This window comes from Deinococcus koreensis, assembly GCF_002901445.1.
Classification (GTDB): domain Bacteria; phylum Deinococcota; class Deinococci; order Deinococcales; family Deinococcaceae; genus Deinococcus; species Deinococcus koreensis.
The window spans coordinates 248,753-264,002 of the sequence record NZ_PPPD01000001.1 but is presented as its reverse complement, the minus strand read 5'-3'; the positions used below and the strand labels follow the sequence as shown (position 1 = coordinate 264,002).

Below are 15,250 nucleotides of genomic sequence, written 5' to 3'. Positions count from 1 at the left end.
TTCCCTCCAGACCCTCCGGACGCATCAGCCCGTGGCGTACGGATACCGTCCGCACCCTTGCTCCTGTTCCGGTGCCCCGGTTCCCCCCGCTCCTCTACGGCCCGACCGGCCGGAGACGCGCGATCCCCTGGGGCACGCCGAAGAGGATGCTGCGGTCGTCCAGCAGGGCGTTGGTGTTGCCCGAATCGACGAACCTGTCCGAGCGGCCCAGCGGGAGCGAGAACGCCACCCGGCCCGTATGGCGCTCCAGGCCGCGGTAGACCACCTGGCAGTCGCGGTTGCGGCCGCTGCCGTAGATCAGTCCCGAGCCGGAGCTGAGGGTCATGACGTTGTTGAACGGGACGCTGTCGTTGGCCCACGTCAGTTCCAGCTTCCGGAGGGCGGGATTCCAGCGCGCCAGTTGCACCCCGCGTGGGGCGTCGCAGGGCGGCGTGAAGCCCGCGTACTGCGCGACGGCGATGTCGTAGCCCGAGACGGGGGGGGAATTCTCGGCCGTGAAGCCGCGCCCGGCCCAGGTGGAATGGGGCAGCTCCAGCACCCCCGCCACGCGCCGATCCTGGCCGGGCAGGGCCACCCAGTCGGCGGGCGGCTCGTTGCGCCAGAAGGCCACCAGACGGTTCCTGCGGTGGCTGTCCACCGCCACCACCAGCTGATCCATCGCGCCGCGGCCGACCAGCGTGGGCGTGGTGCCCGAGCCCGTGCAGGGCAGGCCGGCGACCACCTTCAGCGCCTCCCGCACCTGCTTGCCGGAGACCGGCGGGCAGCCGGGGCCTCGGAAGTCGTAGGGGGTGCGCCAGACCAGCCGGAACTCATTCCCGGTCCAGCGCACCTTCGTCATGGCGAACAGCGAGGCCACGTAGAGATTGCCCTGCTCGTCCATGGGGAAGGAATTGTGGGTGCTGAGGTCGTTCGTCGCCTGTCCCAGATCGAAGCTCCGGTGGGCCGAGAAGTCGGTCTTGACCGCCACCATCCAGGCCTCGTTGGTGATGACCACCAGCCAGCCGTCGTAGCTCAGATTGAGTACCGCCGGCACGCCCCGAACCTCCGGGGGCAGCCTGAAGGTTTTCTCCAGCACGATGGGGGAGCGTGGGTCACGGGGATCGGCGTCGCCGAAACGCAGGATTGCGCGGTCTCTGGGCGAGGGCACGTACGCCTTGTTGCCCCTGCCCAGCGTCATGTTCCAGGCCACGTTCAGCTCGCGCAGCGCCGCGATCTCGTAGGCCCCGGCCAGTTCGAAGGTCGCCCCCCGCACGCGGGCCTTGACGATATGAGTCAGGGTCGTGCTCCAGGCCGTGCGGGAACCGTCGGGGTAGGGTGCCGAAAGGTGCATCTGGGTGGGCGCTCCGCCGCTTCCCGGCACGGCCACGTACTGCACCTGCAGCCGGTCGCCGGCCTCCGGGCCGCGGGCGGTGGTGGCGGCCTGGGCATAGCCGTTGCGGTGGAACTGGCCCCACACCGGATCGGCCGACCAGGGGTTGATGGGGGCCTCGCCCGCCCGGTCGAGGGCGCTGGGGCCGGTGGCCGTGCCCGCCAGAGAGATGTCAGACCCAGGAGGTGCAGACACAGTCGGAGCCGACACGGCACTCAGGCCAGCCGGCAGTGACTCGCCGGAGCCTCCGCCGAGGGTGGCGGGCGAACTGCAGGCAGTCAGGATCAGGCCCAGCCAGGTCGGGGACGGGCGGCGCTTCGTGGGGCTCCCGGTCGTCATAGGGCTCCTGTGGGCCGCTGCACGTCCGGACGGTCGTCCTGCTCGTGATCCGGGGCCCGCTCTCTGTTATACGGATGCATAATAAGCGGGCTGTCTGACGCTGGGTGAGCCCGCATGAAGACCTTGAACCGCAGGCGCGGGCCACGGCGAGCGGATCGCCCTACTGGCAAGATGGACGGCATGGGGCCAGGATGAGCGGAGGATACAGATGACCGGTCAGCGCCCGCCGGGCGGCCGACGGCTGACCCGCGAGGCCCGCGCCGAGGCGCTGATCGGGGTGGGCCTGAAGCTGTTCGGGGAGCGCCCGCTGGACGCCGTCAGCACCCGCGAGATCTGCGAGGCTGCGGGCATCAGCCGGCCGCTGCTGCAGCACTACTTCGGCAGCAAGCGGGGGTTGTTCCTGGCCGTGCTGGGACGCGCGGTGGAGCGGCTGGAGCAGACCGCCCGCCCTGCTCCCGGCGACGCCCCCTTCCAGACCCTGGTGCCCCTGCTCACGACCTACTTCACCTTCGTCCGGCAGCATCCGGCGGGGGCGCTGCTGGCGTCACGGCCGGGCAGCGGGATGGACGCAGAGATCCAGGCCATCGTCCAGCCGTTCCGGCAGGGCACCTACGAACTGGTCGCGCAGGCGCTGGGCCACGACCGGGTGGACGACAGCGTGGCGCTGGCGGTGTGGGGCTGGGTGGGTCTGAACGAGACCACCGGCCTGCACCTGCTGGAGCGTCCGGAGATCAGCGAGGCCAAGGCGGCGCAGTACGCGGCCCTGTCGCTGTTCAGCCTGATCGGCGCGGCCCTGCGGGTGCGCGGCCAGCCCATGCCCGCCGACTGGCAGCGCTTCGCCGAGGCCCTGGCGGAGGGGCTGCCCCGCCCGCCATGACGCCCAGCGCCATGCAGCCCATTGCCACGCAGCCCAGTGGCTCCGTCCGCTCTACCCTGGAGCCATGCCCCGGACGCCGACCCTTCACCTCCTGATCGGCCTGCCGGGCTCGGGCAAGACGACCCTGGCCCGGCGCCTGGAAGCCCAGCACGCGGCCCTCCGCCTGACCCCCGACGAATGGATGTCGCCCCTGTTCGGCGCCGGGGAGGCCGACGACAGGCGCTGGGTGCTGGAATCCGAACTGCTCTGGGGGGTGGCGGCGCGCACCCTGCAGCTGGGCCTGGACGTGATCCTGGACTACGGCTGCTGGGCGCGCGAGGAACGCGACCTCTTCCGCTCGCGCGCCGCCGCGCTGGGCGTGCGCTTCGAGCTGCATGTGCTGGACGTGCCCGTGGACGCCCTGTGGCGCCGACTGGAGGCCCGCAACCGGGGCCTGCCCCCCGGCACCTTCGCCGTCAGCCGCGCCGAGCTGGACGAGTGGGCCGGCTGGTACGAGGCGCCCGGTGCCCAGGAACTGCGGCCGACCGAACAGCCGCCCTTCCTGGGCCACGTCTGGACGGCGGACGCATGAGCCCCGCGACCCTGGAAGGACTGGCCCGCTGGCTGCACACGGCCCTGGGCGAGGACGCCCTGAAGCGGCCCGGGCTCGAGGCGGTGCGCCGCCTCGAGCTGGCCCTGGAGCCGGCCGACGTGCCGGCGACCCTGGAGGCCGACGCCCTGTTCCTCCACCGCTCGCGGCACACGGGCGACCGCTGGCCCGGCGTGGGTGTGCTCGGCGTCCACGACGCTTTCGACCTGCAGTTCACGACCGGCCCCAACCGGCGGCTGGCCGGGACTCTGGGCTGGACGGACGTGCAGGACGTGACCTGGGAGGGCCGGCTGGTCGGCCTCCAGGCCACGCCCCCGCAGCGCAGCTGGCCCGAGCTGCACGCCGCCCTCGTGGCCGCGCTGGGCGGCGAGGACTCTTCCTTCGCCCCTGCAGGTGGCGCCCCCCTGCGGCTGGCCCTGATGAACGCCATGAATCCGGCGCTGCTGGAGCACGTCGCCCGGCTGGGCGTCACCGTGTACCTGACGGGCCAGCTGCGACCCTCCGCCGTGGCGGCCGCCCGCACTCTGGGTCTGGGCGTGGTCGCCCTGGGCCACCGCCGCACCGAGCTGTGGGGCCTGAGGCGGCTGGCGCAGGAACTGGAGGCGGCGTTCCCAGGCCTGGAGACGGTGGTCTACGGCTGACTCAGCTCAGCCGCTCGCATAGGCCGGGCAGCAGGCGGTAGAGGTTGCCGCCGCAGACCTGATCGAAGTGCCGCTTCAGGGCCAGTTTCGCCCGCCATTTGCTCACGCTGTGGTCGTTCACGCCGTGGCGCAGGGCCACGTCGATCAGCCGCTCCTCGACGATGCAGAAGCCGTCAGGCAGAGCCAGGGTGTCGCACAGCTGAAAGAGACGGTCTTCCTCCGCGAAGGTCAGGCCGGCGAGCAGACCCCGCAGGCGCTCCCACTCGTCGGAGGTGCCGTCCCAGACGCCTTCACGCTCGCTCAGCTGCGGATTCACGAACGAATGGGTGAGCGCGATGCGCGCCGCGTCCGGGTAGCCCAGGGCCATCAGGTGGTCATAGCCGTCCAGAATGTGCCGATCCCTGTTGGGGCCAGTGCGCCGGCCGAGGTCGTGGAGCAGCCCCAGCGTATGCGCCCGCTCAGGGTCGAGGGTCGGGTGCCGCTGCGCGATGAAACGCGCCGCCCGCGCCACGTTCCGCGAGTGCGCCACCCAGGCGCCGGGATTCATCGTCTCGGCTTCAAGCAGCAGGGCCTGCGCCGCCGCAGGGTTCGGGACGGTCAGACCCGGCTCCACTGCGCCGCCTGGATCAGCGCGGCGGCGGCCTGATCGACCTCGGCCTCGGTCGTGGCGGCCCCGAAACTGAGGCGCAGGCTGGCCCGGGCATCGGCCTCGCTCAGCCCGATGGCGCTCAGGACGTGGCTGGGCTGCATGGTGCCGGCGCTGCACGCGCTGCCCGCGCTGGCCGCCACGCCCAGCATGTCCAGGTTCATCAGCAGCGCCTCGCCGTCCGTGCCGGGCAGGGTCAGGGAGGCGACCTTGGGACTGCCGTCCGGCGGGTGGTTCACGCGCAGACCGGGAACAGGGGAGACCGCCTGCACGAAGCGTTCCCGCAGCTGGCCCAGGTGGGCGAAGGTCGCTCCCCGCTGCGCCTCGGCAAGGGTCAGGGCCACGCCCGCCGCGTAGACCCCGGCCGTGTCCTGGGTGCCGGCCCGCAGGCCGCCCTCCTGCCCGCCGCCCAGCGAGAGGGCGGGTAGCGCCGCGCCGCGCCGGATGTACAGCAATCCCACGCCGCGCGGCCCGCCCCATTTGTGCGCGCTGAACGTGGCGAAGGTCACGCCCCAGCCCGGCAGATCGACCGGCAGCACCCCGGGAGCCTGCACCGCGTCGGTGTGGTAGGGCACGCCCCTGGCGGCGGCCACGGCGGCCAGTGCCGGGGTGTCTTGGACGCTGCCCAGCTCGTTGTTCGCATGGTGGATAGACACCAGGGCCGTATCGGGGCGTAGGCTCGCCTCCAGCTCGGCCGGGTCATAGCGGCCGTGCGCGTCGGGCGTCAGGAGGGTCACGGCCCAGCCCTGAGCGGCCAGGGCGCGGGCCGGGGCGAGCACGGCGGAGTGTTCGGTGGGCGTGGTGATCAGGTGGCCGGGTCGGCCCCGCTCGTCCTGCCACTGCCGGGCGACTCCCAGCAGGACGTGGTTGTCGCCCTCGGTGCCGCCGGAGTTGGCGACCAGGGTGCGCGGATCGACCCCCAGCGCGGCCGCCACCCGTGCCCGGCCCTCTTCCAGCCGCTCGCGGGCCGCCTGCCCCGCCCCGTGCACGCTGGACGGATTGCCCGGCAGCGCCGCCGCCTGCGCGTAGGCCGCCAGCGCCTCGGGGGTCATGGGATGGGTGGCCGCGTAGTCGAGGTAGATCATCGGGGGAGAGCGTGCCTCAGGGAATCACAGTTCGGGGCGTCACAGCTCAGGGCGTGACCGTGGCGTAGTCGGCGCCGTCCTGCCGGATGACGAACACGGCGTCCCCGCTCACGGTCTGCTGGGCGCTGGTGGCGTCGCGGCCGCGCAGGGCGCTGGCGTCGGCCGCCGACATGATCTCGCGCTCGCCGTTGGCGTCCTGCACGACCACCGTGTACGAGCCGTCGGGCAGATCGGCCGGGAAGCGGTACTGGAAGGTCACGCTGCGTTCGGCCGGGGCCGGTGTCTCGGTGGGGGGTGTCGCGGGAATTTCCGAGGCGTCCGGGGTCGGGGCCGGCGTGGCCGGGGGCTCCGCAGCCGGCGGGGTGTCTTGAACCGGGGCGGGCTCCGGGGTGGGGGCCTCGGGCTGGGCCGGGGTCTCGGACTGCGGCGCCTCGGGCTGAGCCGGCGCCGGCGGCTGGTACACCGGGGGCAGCGGCAGGTTGTCGGTCGGGCGACTGGGCGCGCTGTAGCGGGCCACCGCCACGGTGAGCACGACCGGGCTGTTCACGGCCACCCGCACGTAGGGCGCCGGCGTCTGCTCCAGCACGGTGCCCTCGGGCTTGTCGCTGGGCTGCTCCTTGACCCGCGTGACGATCAGGCCCGCCGCCTTGGCGTGCTGTTTGGCCTGCACCACGGTCATGCCGGCCAGGGTGGTCAGCCAGGTCTCGCGCCCGGCCACCCCGGTGCTCACCATGACCTGCACCTGCTGCCCCCGCTGCGCGGCCGAACTCGCCTCCGGCACCTGCGCCACGATGCGGCCCTCGGGGGTGTTGGTCAGGGTGCCGTCGACCTTCACGACCTTGCCCAGCAGCATGGCCCGGTCTTTCAGGGCGTCACGCGCCTGATCGAGGTTCATCTCCTCCAGGCGCGGCACCTCGATGGACGGCGGGTTGTTCACGGTCAGCGTCACCAGCCGCCCCACCGGGAGGTTGATGCCCGCCGCCGGCTCCTGCCGGATGACCGAGCCGATGGCCCTGCCGCCCGCCTGACCATAGGTGTAGTCGACCCGGAAGCCCTGCGTGGTGAGCTTCTGGGCCGCCGCCTTGGCCTCCAGGCCGGTCACGCCCACGACCTCCCGCACCGGGGGGTTGAGGTAGACCTTGGCGGCCTGGGCGCCCAGGTAGAGCGCGCCGCCCAGCAGCAGCAGTCCGGGCACGAAGCTCAGCCACGCGCCGGACTGGCGGCGGCGCCTGACCCGCCCTCCACTCAGGGCGGCGAGCGTCTGGGCGTTGCTGGCCGCCACGTTCTCGGGCGTGCGCGGGGTGGGCAGGGCCCGCAGGTAGGCGATCCGGGCCTCGCGGCCCTCGACGACCACATCGGCGTCTTCCAGGGCGTAGCCATGTTCGGCCAGCCGCTCGGCGAGTGCCCGGATGGCGGTCACGGTCTCCTCCTGGCGCACGTTCTGGGCCAGGAAGGCGTCCAGGGGGGTGCCCGCCACCGGCTGCCAGACGGCATAGAACGCGCCGGGCCGGGCCACCACGTCGGTCAGGCCGGCGGGGCTCAGGGCGCGCAGCACCGCCCGGTAGGTATGGAAGGCCTGCCGGGCGGTCGGGGTGGCCACATCGAACCAGGCGACCGTGCGGGTCACGCCCTCGGCCGCGCGCACTTCGGACAGGGTCACGTTGCCCTGCCGGGACAGCTCGCGCAGCACTTCGTACTTCCTGTCTATCCTGGTGGGGGAACCGGCCTCGAGGGTCATGCGCCCTCCAGCATAGCGCGCAGCGGTGAGAGCGTGCTAGCTGGCCTGAGCGGCCGCTGCCCCCACCCCGCGCCTCCCCAGCTCACAGGCCCGCCAGCCGGGCCGCCCAGTAGGCCCCGAAGCCGCCCAGGATGCCCAGGCCCAGGCTGCGGCTGCGCCACATCAGCGCCCCGCCCACCGCGCAGGCCACGAAGCGCCGCGCCCACTCCGGGCTGCCTAGCACGTCGGGCACGACCAGCGCCGCGAACACGCTGACCGGCACGAAGCGCAGGAAGGCCAGCCAGAAGGGCGGAAGCTTCAGCCCCCCCAGGCCCAGCCCCAGCCAGCGCACCGGATACGTCACCGCCCACATCAGCCCGATCACCAGCAGGGCGTTCATGCCCCTTCCCCCTGCCGGCCGACCAGCGCCGCGCCCAGCAGCGCCCCGCCCACCCCCGAGAGCAGGATCACCAGCCCGCCCGGCACCACCTGCGAGAGCCCCCACGCCCCCAGCCCGGAGGCCAGCGCCACCACCACCGGCAGCCGGCCGATCACCTGCGGCCCCACCACCAGGGGCACGAGCAGCATGAGGAAGGCCAGCGGGAAGATCACGCCCACCCCCAGCGCCTCCGGACTGGGCAGCGCCGAGCCTGCCAGCGCCCCGGCCAGGGTCGAGGCGTTCCAGATGGCGTAGAGGCTCAGCTCCGCGCCCAGCAGGTAGCCGAAGCTCAGGCCGCCGGGCTCCCGGCTGCCGCTGACCAGCGCCACGCCGTAGGCCTCGTCGGTGAGGAACTGCGCGCCCAGCAGGCGCTGCGCCCGGCTCAGCGGCAGCGAGCGTGAGAGGCTCAGGCCGTAGAGCAGGTGCCGGGCATTGAGCAGAAACGTGGTGCTCACGATGCCCAGCATCGAGGCCCCGCCCGCGAAGAGGCCGGCCGCCGCGAACTGCGAGGCCCCGGCGAAGACGGTCAGGCTCATCAGCTGGGTCTCCCAGACGCTCAGGCCCGCGCCACGCGCCGTAACCGCGTAGGCCACGGCAAACGGCACCATGCCCAGCCACAGGGGCATCAGGGCACGGAAGCCCCGCCAGAAGCTGGGCCAGAACGCGGCAGAGGAGGGCTGGGGGCTCATCAGGGCGCAGTGTAGCGAGAAGGGCGGGCGGGAGAGGCGAGGGGGACGCCGCGCCCGCCCCAGTTCACCCGTCCCAGTTCACCAGCACGCTGACCGGCCTGGGAAGGCGCCGCAGCCGGTCGTAGGCCGCTGGCAGTTCGTCCGGCGTGATCTCCCACTGGAACAGCCGTTCCAGCAGAGCGTCATCCGAGAGGTCGGGGCTGAAAACCGTACTGGATTTCTCCGTCGCTGACCTTACCCTCTCACCCCACCCCTCTCCGCCAGCGGCTTGACCGAGCCCCCCGAGGGGAGAGGGAGCAGAAGCACATCAAGTGGCTGGTCGACGCGGTTCCAGCAGCGGATCGGCGTGGTTCCACAGGCGTTGGCTCAGCGTGTTGCCCTCAGGGGGGCGTGCGGAGTCGTCAGACCCGGTGACCTCAAAGCTGATGCGGTCTCCACCCTCTCCATCAGACCCGCTCGCTCAGCACATATCGACCGAACCAGTTCTCGACCTGTGGGCGGTGGGCGGCGGCCCAGGTCGACCAGACCTCCCGGATCCACTGCTCCGCGAGATCCGAGCGGCGGGCGGGCGTCTCGCCCCGGCTCACGTCGGCCACCGTCAGGATCGAGGTGAAGGCGGGCGGCGCGAGCCAGTGGAAGCGGTTGTGCTTCGGCAGCCGGCTGGGGCGGCCCGGCCGCTGCCGCACCCAGAGCGCCTGATCGGGTCTGAAGCTGTGCTCCAGCACCCCGCACAGCACCATCAGGTGGATGGCGACCGAGTTGATGGTCTGTGGCGAGGGGCGACCCGGATGCTGCGCCGCGTAGGCGTCCACGATCAGCGCGTCGAAGGCGGCCCCAGCCAGCGGCCGGTGCGGATCCGAGAGCCCGGTAAACGTGGCCCAGCACGCAGCACTGGACGCCATGTACCGGTGCGTGGGGCCATCCTGGACGGGCAGCACCGCGCCGCAGCCCTCACAGGTTCCGACATCTGGAACGGCGGTGGGCGTCATGGCTCGGCACCCTTCCGGCGGCTTTGCGCGTCGGCCAGCCCGACCTCGAAGCCGGCGTTCCTCGACAGGCCCAGGGGCGGGTAGCCCCAGGCATGGGCGCCCTCGTCGCCGTACAGGCAGGCCAGCGCGGTGGGCTGGTGGGCGGAGTCCAGGTGGGGCGCGATCACCGCGCGGGAATACTCCAGGTCCTCGGCCCCGAGGGTCACCGTGTGTCCGGCGAAGGCGGCGGCTTCCCCCTCCTGGCGCAGCATGTCCCGCAGGGTCAGCGGGTCGCCCGTCCGGGTCACCGTGGCCGCGCGGTGGACGGACTCCAGCACCAGCGCGCGCAACAGCCCCTGGCTGACCTCCTCGCTGGCCCACAGGGGAAGACTGAGCCAGCCGGTCTTGCTCAACGTCTTCCCCACGCTGAACCGGGCCGCGTCACTGATGACCCGGTTCGTCCAGCCGCCCCCCACGTCATCGAGCAGCGTCAGGCCCACCCGCACGGTGACGGCAGGAGACCCGTTCGGCAGGCGGGCGGTGGCCTCCTCCAGCGCCCTCCGGGCCACGTCCTCCGCGCCCAGCCCGATCCAGCGATCCAGACACTCCATTGCCGGCTCACGCGCCATCGGGTTGGCCAGAGCCAGGGGCGGCAGCGCGACCTCCGCACTCGTCCGGGCTCCGCCCACCGCGGCGTCGACATACGCCTGGAAGCGCTCTGGCCCACGTGGCACCCCGTAGACCGACCGCAGCCTCTCCAGCGTAGGCACCAGACAGAACCTCATGGAGTGATTTTCCGTCTCCGGGCTGGCCCCCGCGTCTGCCAGATGGCGCATGGCGGCCGCCGTCAGAGCACCCGGCGGCCGGGCAGGGCGACGCCCCGGCTGACCCGGCGTTCCAGGGCCCGCACCACGCGGGTGAGCACGAAGGTCAGCAGGAAGTACACCAGCGCCAGCACGGCGTAGACCTCGAACTGCCGGTAGGTGGCGTTGGTGATGAATTTGCCCTGGCTGAACAGTTCCTGCAGCGTCACGGCGCTGGCCAGGGAGCTGCCCAGGATCAGCGAGATGAACTCGTTGCCCAGCGCCGGCAGCGCCACCCGCCACGCCTGCGGCAGGATCACGAACCGCAGCGCCTGGCCGCGGCTCAGGCCCAGGCTGCGGGCCGCCTCCGTCTGACCGTCGGGCACGCTGCCCAGCCCCCCGCGCACGATCTCCGAGGTGTAGGCGGCCGAATAGAGGCCCAGGGCCAGCACCGCCGCCGCGAAACCGTCCAGGGTCAGGCCCAGCGCCGGCAGGCCGTAATAGACCACCGACAGCAGCACGATCAACGGAATGCCGCGCACGACCTCCACGTAGGCGTTGCCCAGCGCCCCCAGCACCGGCACGCGCACCACCCGCACGATGCCCAGGCCCGTGCCGACCAGCACCGAGACCAGCAGGGCGCACAGGCTCACGCCCAGGGTCAGGCCCAGGCCGGAGAGCAGTAGGCGGGGATAGTCGCCGGAAAGGATGGTCTGGAAGCCGGTGAGCAGGTCGCCCATGCAGCGGTCAGTCTACGCTGCCCGTTCGGGCGGCCGGTTCGGAGGGGGAGTCGAGGGGGCCTGTCCGGGGAGTCGGTTCCTGGGCCGATCCGCTGCCCTGGCTCTGGGCTGACATTTCTCATTCACTTCCCCCTGTACACTGGAGTCAGGTCAGGCCGTCCACCCAGCCGGGGCAGGGGCCAGACGCGGGCCGCTCAGCCGGCCCGGAGTTCTCACAAGTGTGGGTGAAGCGAAGTATGCGCCGTGACGCAAGTCGAAACGCAAGCGGAGACCAATCCCTGATCGACTGGCTCTACGTCCGAAGCCGCACGTAGGTCGGTTCCATCTGGCGGCCGGCGACGTTCGGCCGCGGCCCTACACAGGCCCCTGCCCCGCGCGGGCGGGCCCTGCACCGGCCGCCGTGCCGGCTGCGCCTGAGCCCTGCCGGTCGCCGCGCCCGAGGTGTGTCCGGTTTCCCTCATTTCGATTCTTCTGAACCCTGATTCCAAGGAAGGTGTTCCCTATGCGCGCCTGGATCGCGCTGATCGCTGCCGTGGCCCTGGAGGTCTTCGGCACCATGACCCTCAAGCTCGCCTCGCTGGGAGAATTTCCGCTGGGCGCCGCCCTGACCGGCCTGTGTATCGCCGGCTCGTACGTCCTGCTGGCCCAGGCCTTCAAACGCATTCCGGTGGCCGTGGCCTTCGCCGTGTGGGAGGCCGCCGGGCTGGCCCTGGTGACCCTGCTGGGCGCCCTGCTGCTGGGCGAGGCCCTGACGCCCCTGCGGAGTGTGGCCCTGCTGGGGCTGGTGGCGGGCGCGTGGCTGCTCCACCGGGGCACCCGACATCCGGCCCACCATCCCGCATGAACGTCCTGGCTCCGCTGCTGCTCCTGCTGGCCGCCGCGCTGGACGTGGCCTCCAACGCCCTGCTCAAACGTTCGGACGGTTTCCGGCGCCTGCGCCCCGGTTTGCTGGCCCTGGCGCTGATCCTGCTGGCCTTCTGGCTGCTGGGCCTGAGCCTGCGCAGCGTGCCGCTGGCCACCGCCTACGCCACCTGGGGCGGGCTGGGTCTGGCCCTGACCGCGCTGCTCAGCCGGCGGCTGGACGGCACCCGCCTGAACCCGGTCGCCTGGGCGGGCCTGGGGCTGATCGCCCTGAGCGTGCTCATCCTGCACAGCGCCCACTGACCGGCCGTCAGGTCAGGGCCTGCGCCCCCTACTCGCGATCCCGGACATATTCGTCGTGAACCATCTTCAGCAGTTCGAGCCGGGTCGCCTGCGGAAACCTGGTGCGCCGCGCGGTCATGGCCCGTTCCAGTGCGCCACGGTTTCCCCGTGTGAGGCGCAGCACCCGCTCTTCCCACTGGGCCTCCTGGGCACGCGTGAACACCGACCCCCCGCGCCCAGAGTCCCGCCGGCTCAGGCGCAGTCCCGCGTACACGGCCCCGGCCAGCGCCAGGAGGCCCAGAAGTGTGATCACGGTGCGGCGCGCGTCCTACTTCTGCACGATCCACTTGTTCAGCAGGGCCTGGTACTCGCCGCTCGCCTTCATGCGCGCCAGTGTCCTGTTCGCGGCGGCGGCCAGATCGCTGCCCTTCCTGAACACCATGCCGTAGTCCTCGGCAGCCAGATCCGCCCCGGCCTTGGCGAACTGCCCCGGCAGCCGCTTTTGCAGGTCGGCCACCGTCGGCGCGTCCCCGATCAGCGCCGCGATCCGCCCGGCGCGCACGTCGGCCAGCCCAGCCGAGAAGTCGTCATAGACCTTCAGGGCGGCCCCCCTGGGCTTCAGCACGTCGTTCGCCACGAACTGCCCGGTGGTGGTGGCCTGCACGCCGATCGTCCTGCCCTTCACGTCCGCCGGCCACGCGAACTTGCCGGGGTTGCCCCCCCGCACGATGAAGACCTGTGCGCTGCGGTAGTACGGCCCGCTGAACGCCACGACCTTCGCCCGCTCGGCCGTGATCGTGATTCCGCTCATGGCCATGTCCACCCGCCCGGACGTGACCGCCTGAGGCATCAGCGCCCCGAAGCCCACGGCGCGGATCTCCAGTTTCACACCCAGATCCTTGGCGACCGCCCGCGCGATGTCGATGTCGAAGCCCTGGATCTGTCCGTCTGCGCCCTTGAACTCGAAGGGCGCGAAGGTCGGGTCGGTGCCCAGCACCAGCACTCCCTTCTTCTTGACCTCGGCCACCGTGCTCGCCAGCGCAGAGGACGTCACCAGCAGGGCCACCAGCATCAGGGAATGCTTCATGGCGTACAGCATAAAGCCGCCGCCCGGAGCCGCTACGCTGCTCGCATGGACTGGCCCGCTCCCGCCGACTTCGTGCACGGCGACCCCCTGCCCCCGCCGGCGGCCTGGACACGCCCAGGGCTGGTCATGACCTTCAATCTGGAATGCCCCGGCTGTGTGTCGCGCGGTGTGCCGTTCCTGAAACGCCTGCACACCGAGTTTGGCGGGGCCGTGAACCTGCTGGCCGTCCACACCAGCTTCGGCCACCGCCTGCTGGCCAGGGAAGAGGTCGTGCCCATCCTGACGAAATTCGTCCGTGACTTTGCCAGACTCCCGTTTCCGGTCGCTCATGATCTGGACGGCGATTTCGCCCGCCACTGGCAGACCGAGGGCACGCCCCACTGGCTGGCCTTCGCGCCCGGCGGCGAACTGTTGAGAAGCGTGTACGGCAGCCAGGACAACGCCCAGACCCGCCTCCAGTACCTGCTGGAGGAGTGGGCCGGGCGCAGTGGGCAGGTTTAGCGGGCGTCGGACGTGGGCCGGGCCGGGAGAAAGATGCCGGTCTTGAGCTGGTCGAGGGGGATGTTGGTGACGCGGACGAGGAGGGCATTGATCCGCCCACCGCCGGGGTAGGGGCCGAGCTGACCCAGGCTGGATACGAAGCGAACCTTAGACGCCTCACTCTGGAGAACGGCGCTGCGGTCAGCGCCGACTTCCGCCGTGTCTGCCATGTACCTCTCCCCAGCCCGCTTGGTAATCAGCATAACTACCTCGCCAGGGGCTAGGGTGGTCGCCACACGGTGACGGCTGTTCGGTGAGCGGGGACTGTCCATGAAGTAACCGCCGCCGGTTATGCCGGGCTGAGCCACGACTCCTTTGAGGGACGAGATGAACAGGCTGTACAGGGGGTTATAGAACAACCGGCCGACGGATTGTTCGCCAGTCCCAAAGCGGAGATTGATCGCGCCGATCTGCACCTGCGGCGCGGCGAACCCCGCGAAGCGGATGGGCAGCGGTGTGCCAACTCCATCAATCAGTCTGAACGCATCGAAGTAGGGCTGACCGTTGCGGGTGAAATTGGCGCCGATCTCACCGCCACCCGACCCAGTGCCCGGCAAACTCACGTCCAGGCGATTGCCCTTCAGGGTCGCTCGCCCACCTTGGGCGCGTATGGCTTTCACGATGTCGTTGCCATTGAGATAGGCGCCGAGGTAGGACGTCCCATCATTAAACGTATAGCAGGTGATCCCGTTGTTCTCGCTGACGATGGTGATGTTATCGCCACTGGGTTTGGTGCCGCGAACGCAGGAGGGTTTGACGGGGCTCTGCGTGACAACGGGCAGAGTAAGCATGGGCGTTTCCCCACCCCCCGCCATCGCATACAGCGCAGCACTGAGGGCGAGGGCAGCGGCTCCGGCGGCAATCAATAATTTCGGCATGGTGTACACCTTCGCCATGCCCAGGGTCAATCGGGCCGGTGGGCCGAGTTCACGAAGAGCCTGGGCCAGCGCCTGAGAAGGGGAGAGGTCAGTGAATTGCAGGTGCTCGGCACGTGTCAGGATGTGTTCTTCCAGCTCGTCCCAGAGTTCCTGGCGGCGGCCTTCAGGCAGGCCCCAGGTGGCGCGGCGCAGGTAGGTGGTCAGGGCACGCTGGTCGCTCAGGGCCCGCGTGGTCATGCGCCGTTTCCCGTCAGGCGCTGCACGGCGCCCGTGAAGGCGTTGAACTCCTGACGCTTGGTCTGCAGCGTCTGGCGCCCCTGGTCGGTGATGGCGTAGTACTTGCGGGGCTTGCCGTTGCGGCCGACCTCGCCCTGCTGCGCGGCCAGCAGGCCGTCCTGCTCCAGCCGGTGCAGCGCCGGGTACAGGCTGCCCTCCTTGAAGTCGAACAGGCCACCCGTGCGCTCTTTCGCCTCCTGAATGATGGCGAAGCCGTACAGGGGCCGCGCCTCCAGGATGGTCAGCAGGATCAGGTCGAGGTTGCCGCGCAGCAGGTCAGGGTTCATGGGGCCTCCGGAGAAGGGCGGGGGGGCATTGACCGCGTGGCGTCCCGCGCGGCTGCTGCCCGTACATAGCTATGTCTGTCTCCATAGTCCGCCTGAGTAGGGGGGAATGTCAAGCCCAGTCTGCCTAGGCTCTAGAG

19 protein-coding genes are annotated in these 15,250 nt (G+C 71.2%); 6 read left to right on the top strand and 13 right to left on the bottom strand.

Annotation, left to right across the window (positions count from 1 at the left end):
- Positions 1-94: 94 nt before the first annotated feature.
- A complete protein-coding gene (locus CVO96_RS01195) occupies positions 95-1,708 on the bottom strand; it encodes a hypothetical protein (RefSeq protein ID WP_103309412.1) in 1,614 nt (537 codons plus the stop codon).
- Between the two features lie 208 nt (positions 1,709-1,916).
- On the opposite strand from CVO96_RS01195, the gene CVO96_RS01190 reads away from it, so the two are divergent.
- The 3 genes from CVO96_RS01190 to CVO96_RS01180 all read left to right on the top strand — a co-directional run bounded on the left by CVO96_RS01190 (position 1,917) and on the right by CVO96_RS01180 (position 3,815).
- Positions 1,917-2,585: a TetR/AcrR family transcriptional regulator gene (locus CVO96_RS01190; RefSeq protein WP_103309410.1), complete on the top strand. Its 669-nt coding sequence runs from the start codon at positions 1,917-1,919 to the stop codon at positions 2,583-2,585.
- A gap of 64 nt (positions 2,586-2,649) precedes the next feature.
- Positions 2,650-3,156: a P-loop nucleotide/nucleoside kinase family protein gene (locus CVO96_RS01185; RefSeq protein ID WP_103309408.1), complete on the top strand. Its 507-nt coding sequence runs from the start codon at positions 2,650-2,652 to the stop codon at positions 3,154-3,156.
- The gene (locus CVO96_RS01180; protein WP_103309406.1) at positions 3,153-3,815 is read left to right on the top strand and encodes a Nif3-like dinuclear metal center hexameric protein; all 663 of its coding nucleotides are present in this window, start codon (positions 3,153-3,155) and stop codon (positions 3,813-3,815) included. The genes CVO96_RS01185 and CVO96_RS01180 overlap by 4 nt, the downstream gene beginning before the upstream one ends.
- Position 3,816: 1 nt before the next feature.
- On the opposite strand, the gene CVO96_RS01175 is transcribed toward CVO96_RS01180, so the two are convergent.
- The 8 genes from CVO96_RS01175 to CVO96_RS01140 all read right to left on the bottom strand — a co-directional run bounded on the left by CVO96_RS01175 (position 3,817) and on the right by CVO96_RS01140 (position 10,902).
- Positions 3,817-4,428, bottom strand: coding sequence for an HD domain-containing protein (locus tag CVO96_RS01175; protein WP_243398106.1), 612 nt, complete (start codon positions 4,426-4,428; stop codon positions 3,817-3,819).
- Positions 4,413-5,546: a cysteine desulfurase family protein gene (locus CVO96_RS01170; RefSeq protein WP_103309404.1), complete on the bottom strand. Its 1,134-nt coding sequence runs from the start codon at positions 5,544-5,546 to the stop codon at positions 4,413-4,415. The genes CVO96_RS01175 and CVO96_RS01170 overlap by 16 nt, the downstream gene beginning before the upstream one ends.
- A gap of 46 nt (positions 5,547-5,592) precedes the next feature.
- Positions 5,593-7,284, bottom strand: a complete 1,692-nt coding sequence (locus CVO96_RS01165) for a PASTA domain-containing protein (RefSeq protein ID WP_103309401.1) — start codon at positions 7,282-7,284, stop codon at positions 5,593-5,595.
- Between the two features lie 82 nt (positions 7,285-7,366).
- Complete coding sequence (locus tag CVO96_RS01160; RefSeq protein ID WP_103309399.1) at positions 7,367-7,663, bottom strand: AzlD domain-containing protein; 297 nt, start codon at positions 7,661-7,663, stop codon at positions 7,367-7,369.
- The gene (locus tag CVO96_RS01155; RefSeq protein WP_165795339.1) at positions 7,660-8,328 is read right to left on the bottom strand and encodes an AzlC family ABC transporter permease; all 669 of its coding nucleotides are present in this window, start codon (positions 8,326-8,328) and stop codon (positions 7,660-7,662) included. Before CVO96_RS01155 ends, CVO96_RS01160 begins: the two co-directional genes overlap by 4 nt.
- Positions 8,329-8,837: 509 nt before the next feature.
- On the bottom strand, positions 8,838-9,380 hold the full coding sequence (locus CVO96_RS01150; protein WP_103309395.1) for a DUF5946 family protein: 543 nt from the start codon (positions 9,378-9,380) through the stop codon (positions 8,838-8,840).
- A complete protein-coding gene (locus tag CVO96_RS01145; protein ID WP_103313227.1) occupies positions 9,377-10,144 on the bottom strand; it encodes a hypothetical protein in 768 nt (255 codons plus the stop codon). Before CVO96_RS01145 ends, CVO96_RS01150 begins: the two co-directional genes overlap by 4 nt.
- Positions 10,145-10,206: 62 nt before the next feature.
- The gene (locus CVO96_RS01140) at positions 10,207-10,902 is read right to left on the bottom strand and encodes an amino acid ABC transporter permease (protein WP_103309393.1); all 696 of its coding nucleotides are present in this window, start codon (positions 10,900-10,902) and stop codon (positions 10,207-10,209) included.
- 502 nt (positions 10,903-11,404) lie between these two features.
- On the opposite strand from CVO96_RS01140, the gene CVO96_RS01135 reads away from it, so the two are divergent.
- Both CVO96_RS01135 and CVO96_RS01130 read left to right on the top strand, forming a co-directional pair.
- The gene (locus CVO96_RS01135; RefSeq protein ID WP_103309391.1) at positions 11,405-11,746 is read left to right on the top strand and encodes a DMT family transporter; all 342 of its coding nucleotides are present in this window, start codon (positions 11,405-11,407) and stop codon (positions 11,744-11,746) included.
- A complete protein-coding gene (locus tag CVO96_RS01130) occupies positions 11,743-12,066 on the top strand; it encodes an SMR family transporter (RefSeq protein ID WP_103309389.1) in 324 nt (107 codons plus the stop codon). The genes CVO96_RS01135 and CVO96_RS01130 overlap by 4 nt, the downstream gene beginning before the upstream one ends.
- A 28-nt stretch (positions 12,067-12,094) precedes the next feature.
- On the opposite strand, the gene CVO96_RS01125 is transcribed toward CVO96_RS01130, so the two are convergent.
- Together CVO96_RS01125 and CVO96_RS01120 are read right to left on the bottom strand one after the other, a co-directional pair.
- Positions 12,095-12,358, bottom strand: coding sequence for a hypothetical protein (locus tag CVO96_RS01125; protein ID WP_103309387.1), 264 nt, complete (start codon positions 12,356-12,358; stop codon positions 12,095-12,097).
- A 15-nt stretch (positions 12,359-12,373) separates the two neighbouring features.
- A complete protein-coding gene (locus CVO96_RS01120) occupies positions 12,374-13,132 on the bottom strand; it encodes an ABC transporter substrate-binding protein (RefSeq protein ID WP_103313226.1) in 759 nt (252 codons plus the stop codon).
- A 45-nt stretch (positions 13,133-13,177) separates the two neighbouring features.
- On the opposite strand from CVO96_RS01120, the gene CVO96_RS01115 reads away from it, so the two are divergent.
- Positions 13,178-13,633, top strand: coding sequence for a TlpA family protein disulfide reductase (locus tag CVO96_RS01115; RefSeq protein WP_103309385.1), 456 nt, complete (start codon positions 13,178-13,180; stop codon positions 13,631-13,633).
- Here the strand turns inward: CVO96_RS01115 and CVO96_RS01110 are convergent.
- The gene (locus tag CVO96_RS01110) at positions 13,630-14,787 is read right to left on the bottom strand and encodes a permease prefix domain 1-containing protein (protein WP_103309383.1); all 1,158 of its coding nucleotides are present in this window, start codon (positions 14,785-14,787) and stop codon (positions 13,630-13,632) included. The two genes, CVO96_RS01115 and CVO96_RS01110, sit on opposite strands and share 4 nt — an antisense overlap.
- On the bottom strand, positions 14,784-15,113 hold the full coding sequence (locus tag CVO96_RS01105; RefSeq protein WP_103309381.1) for a PadR family transcriptional regulator: 330 nt from the start codon (positions 15,111-15,113) through the stop codon (positions 14,784-14,786). The genes CVO96_RS01110 and CVO96_RS01105 overlap by 4 nt, the downstream gene beginning before the upstream one ends.
- Positions 15,114-15,250: the final 137 nt, after the last annotated feature.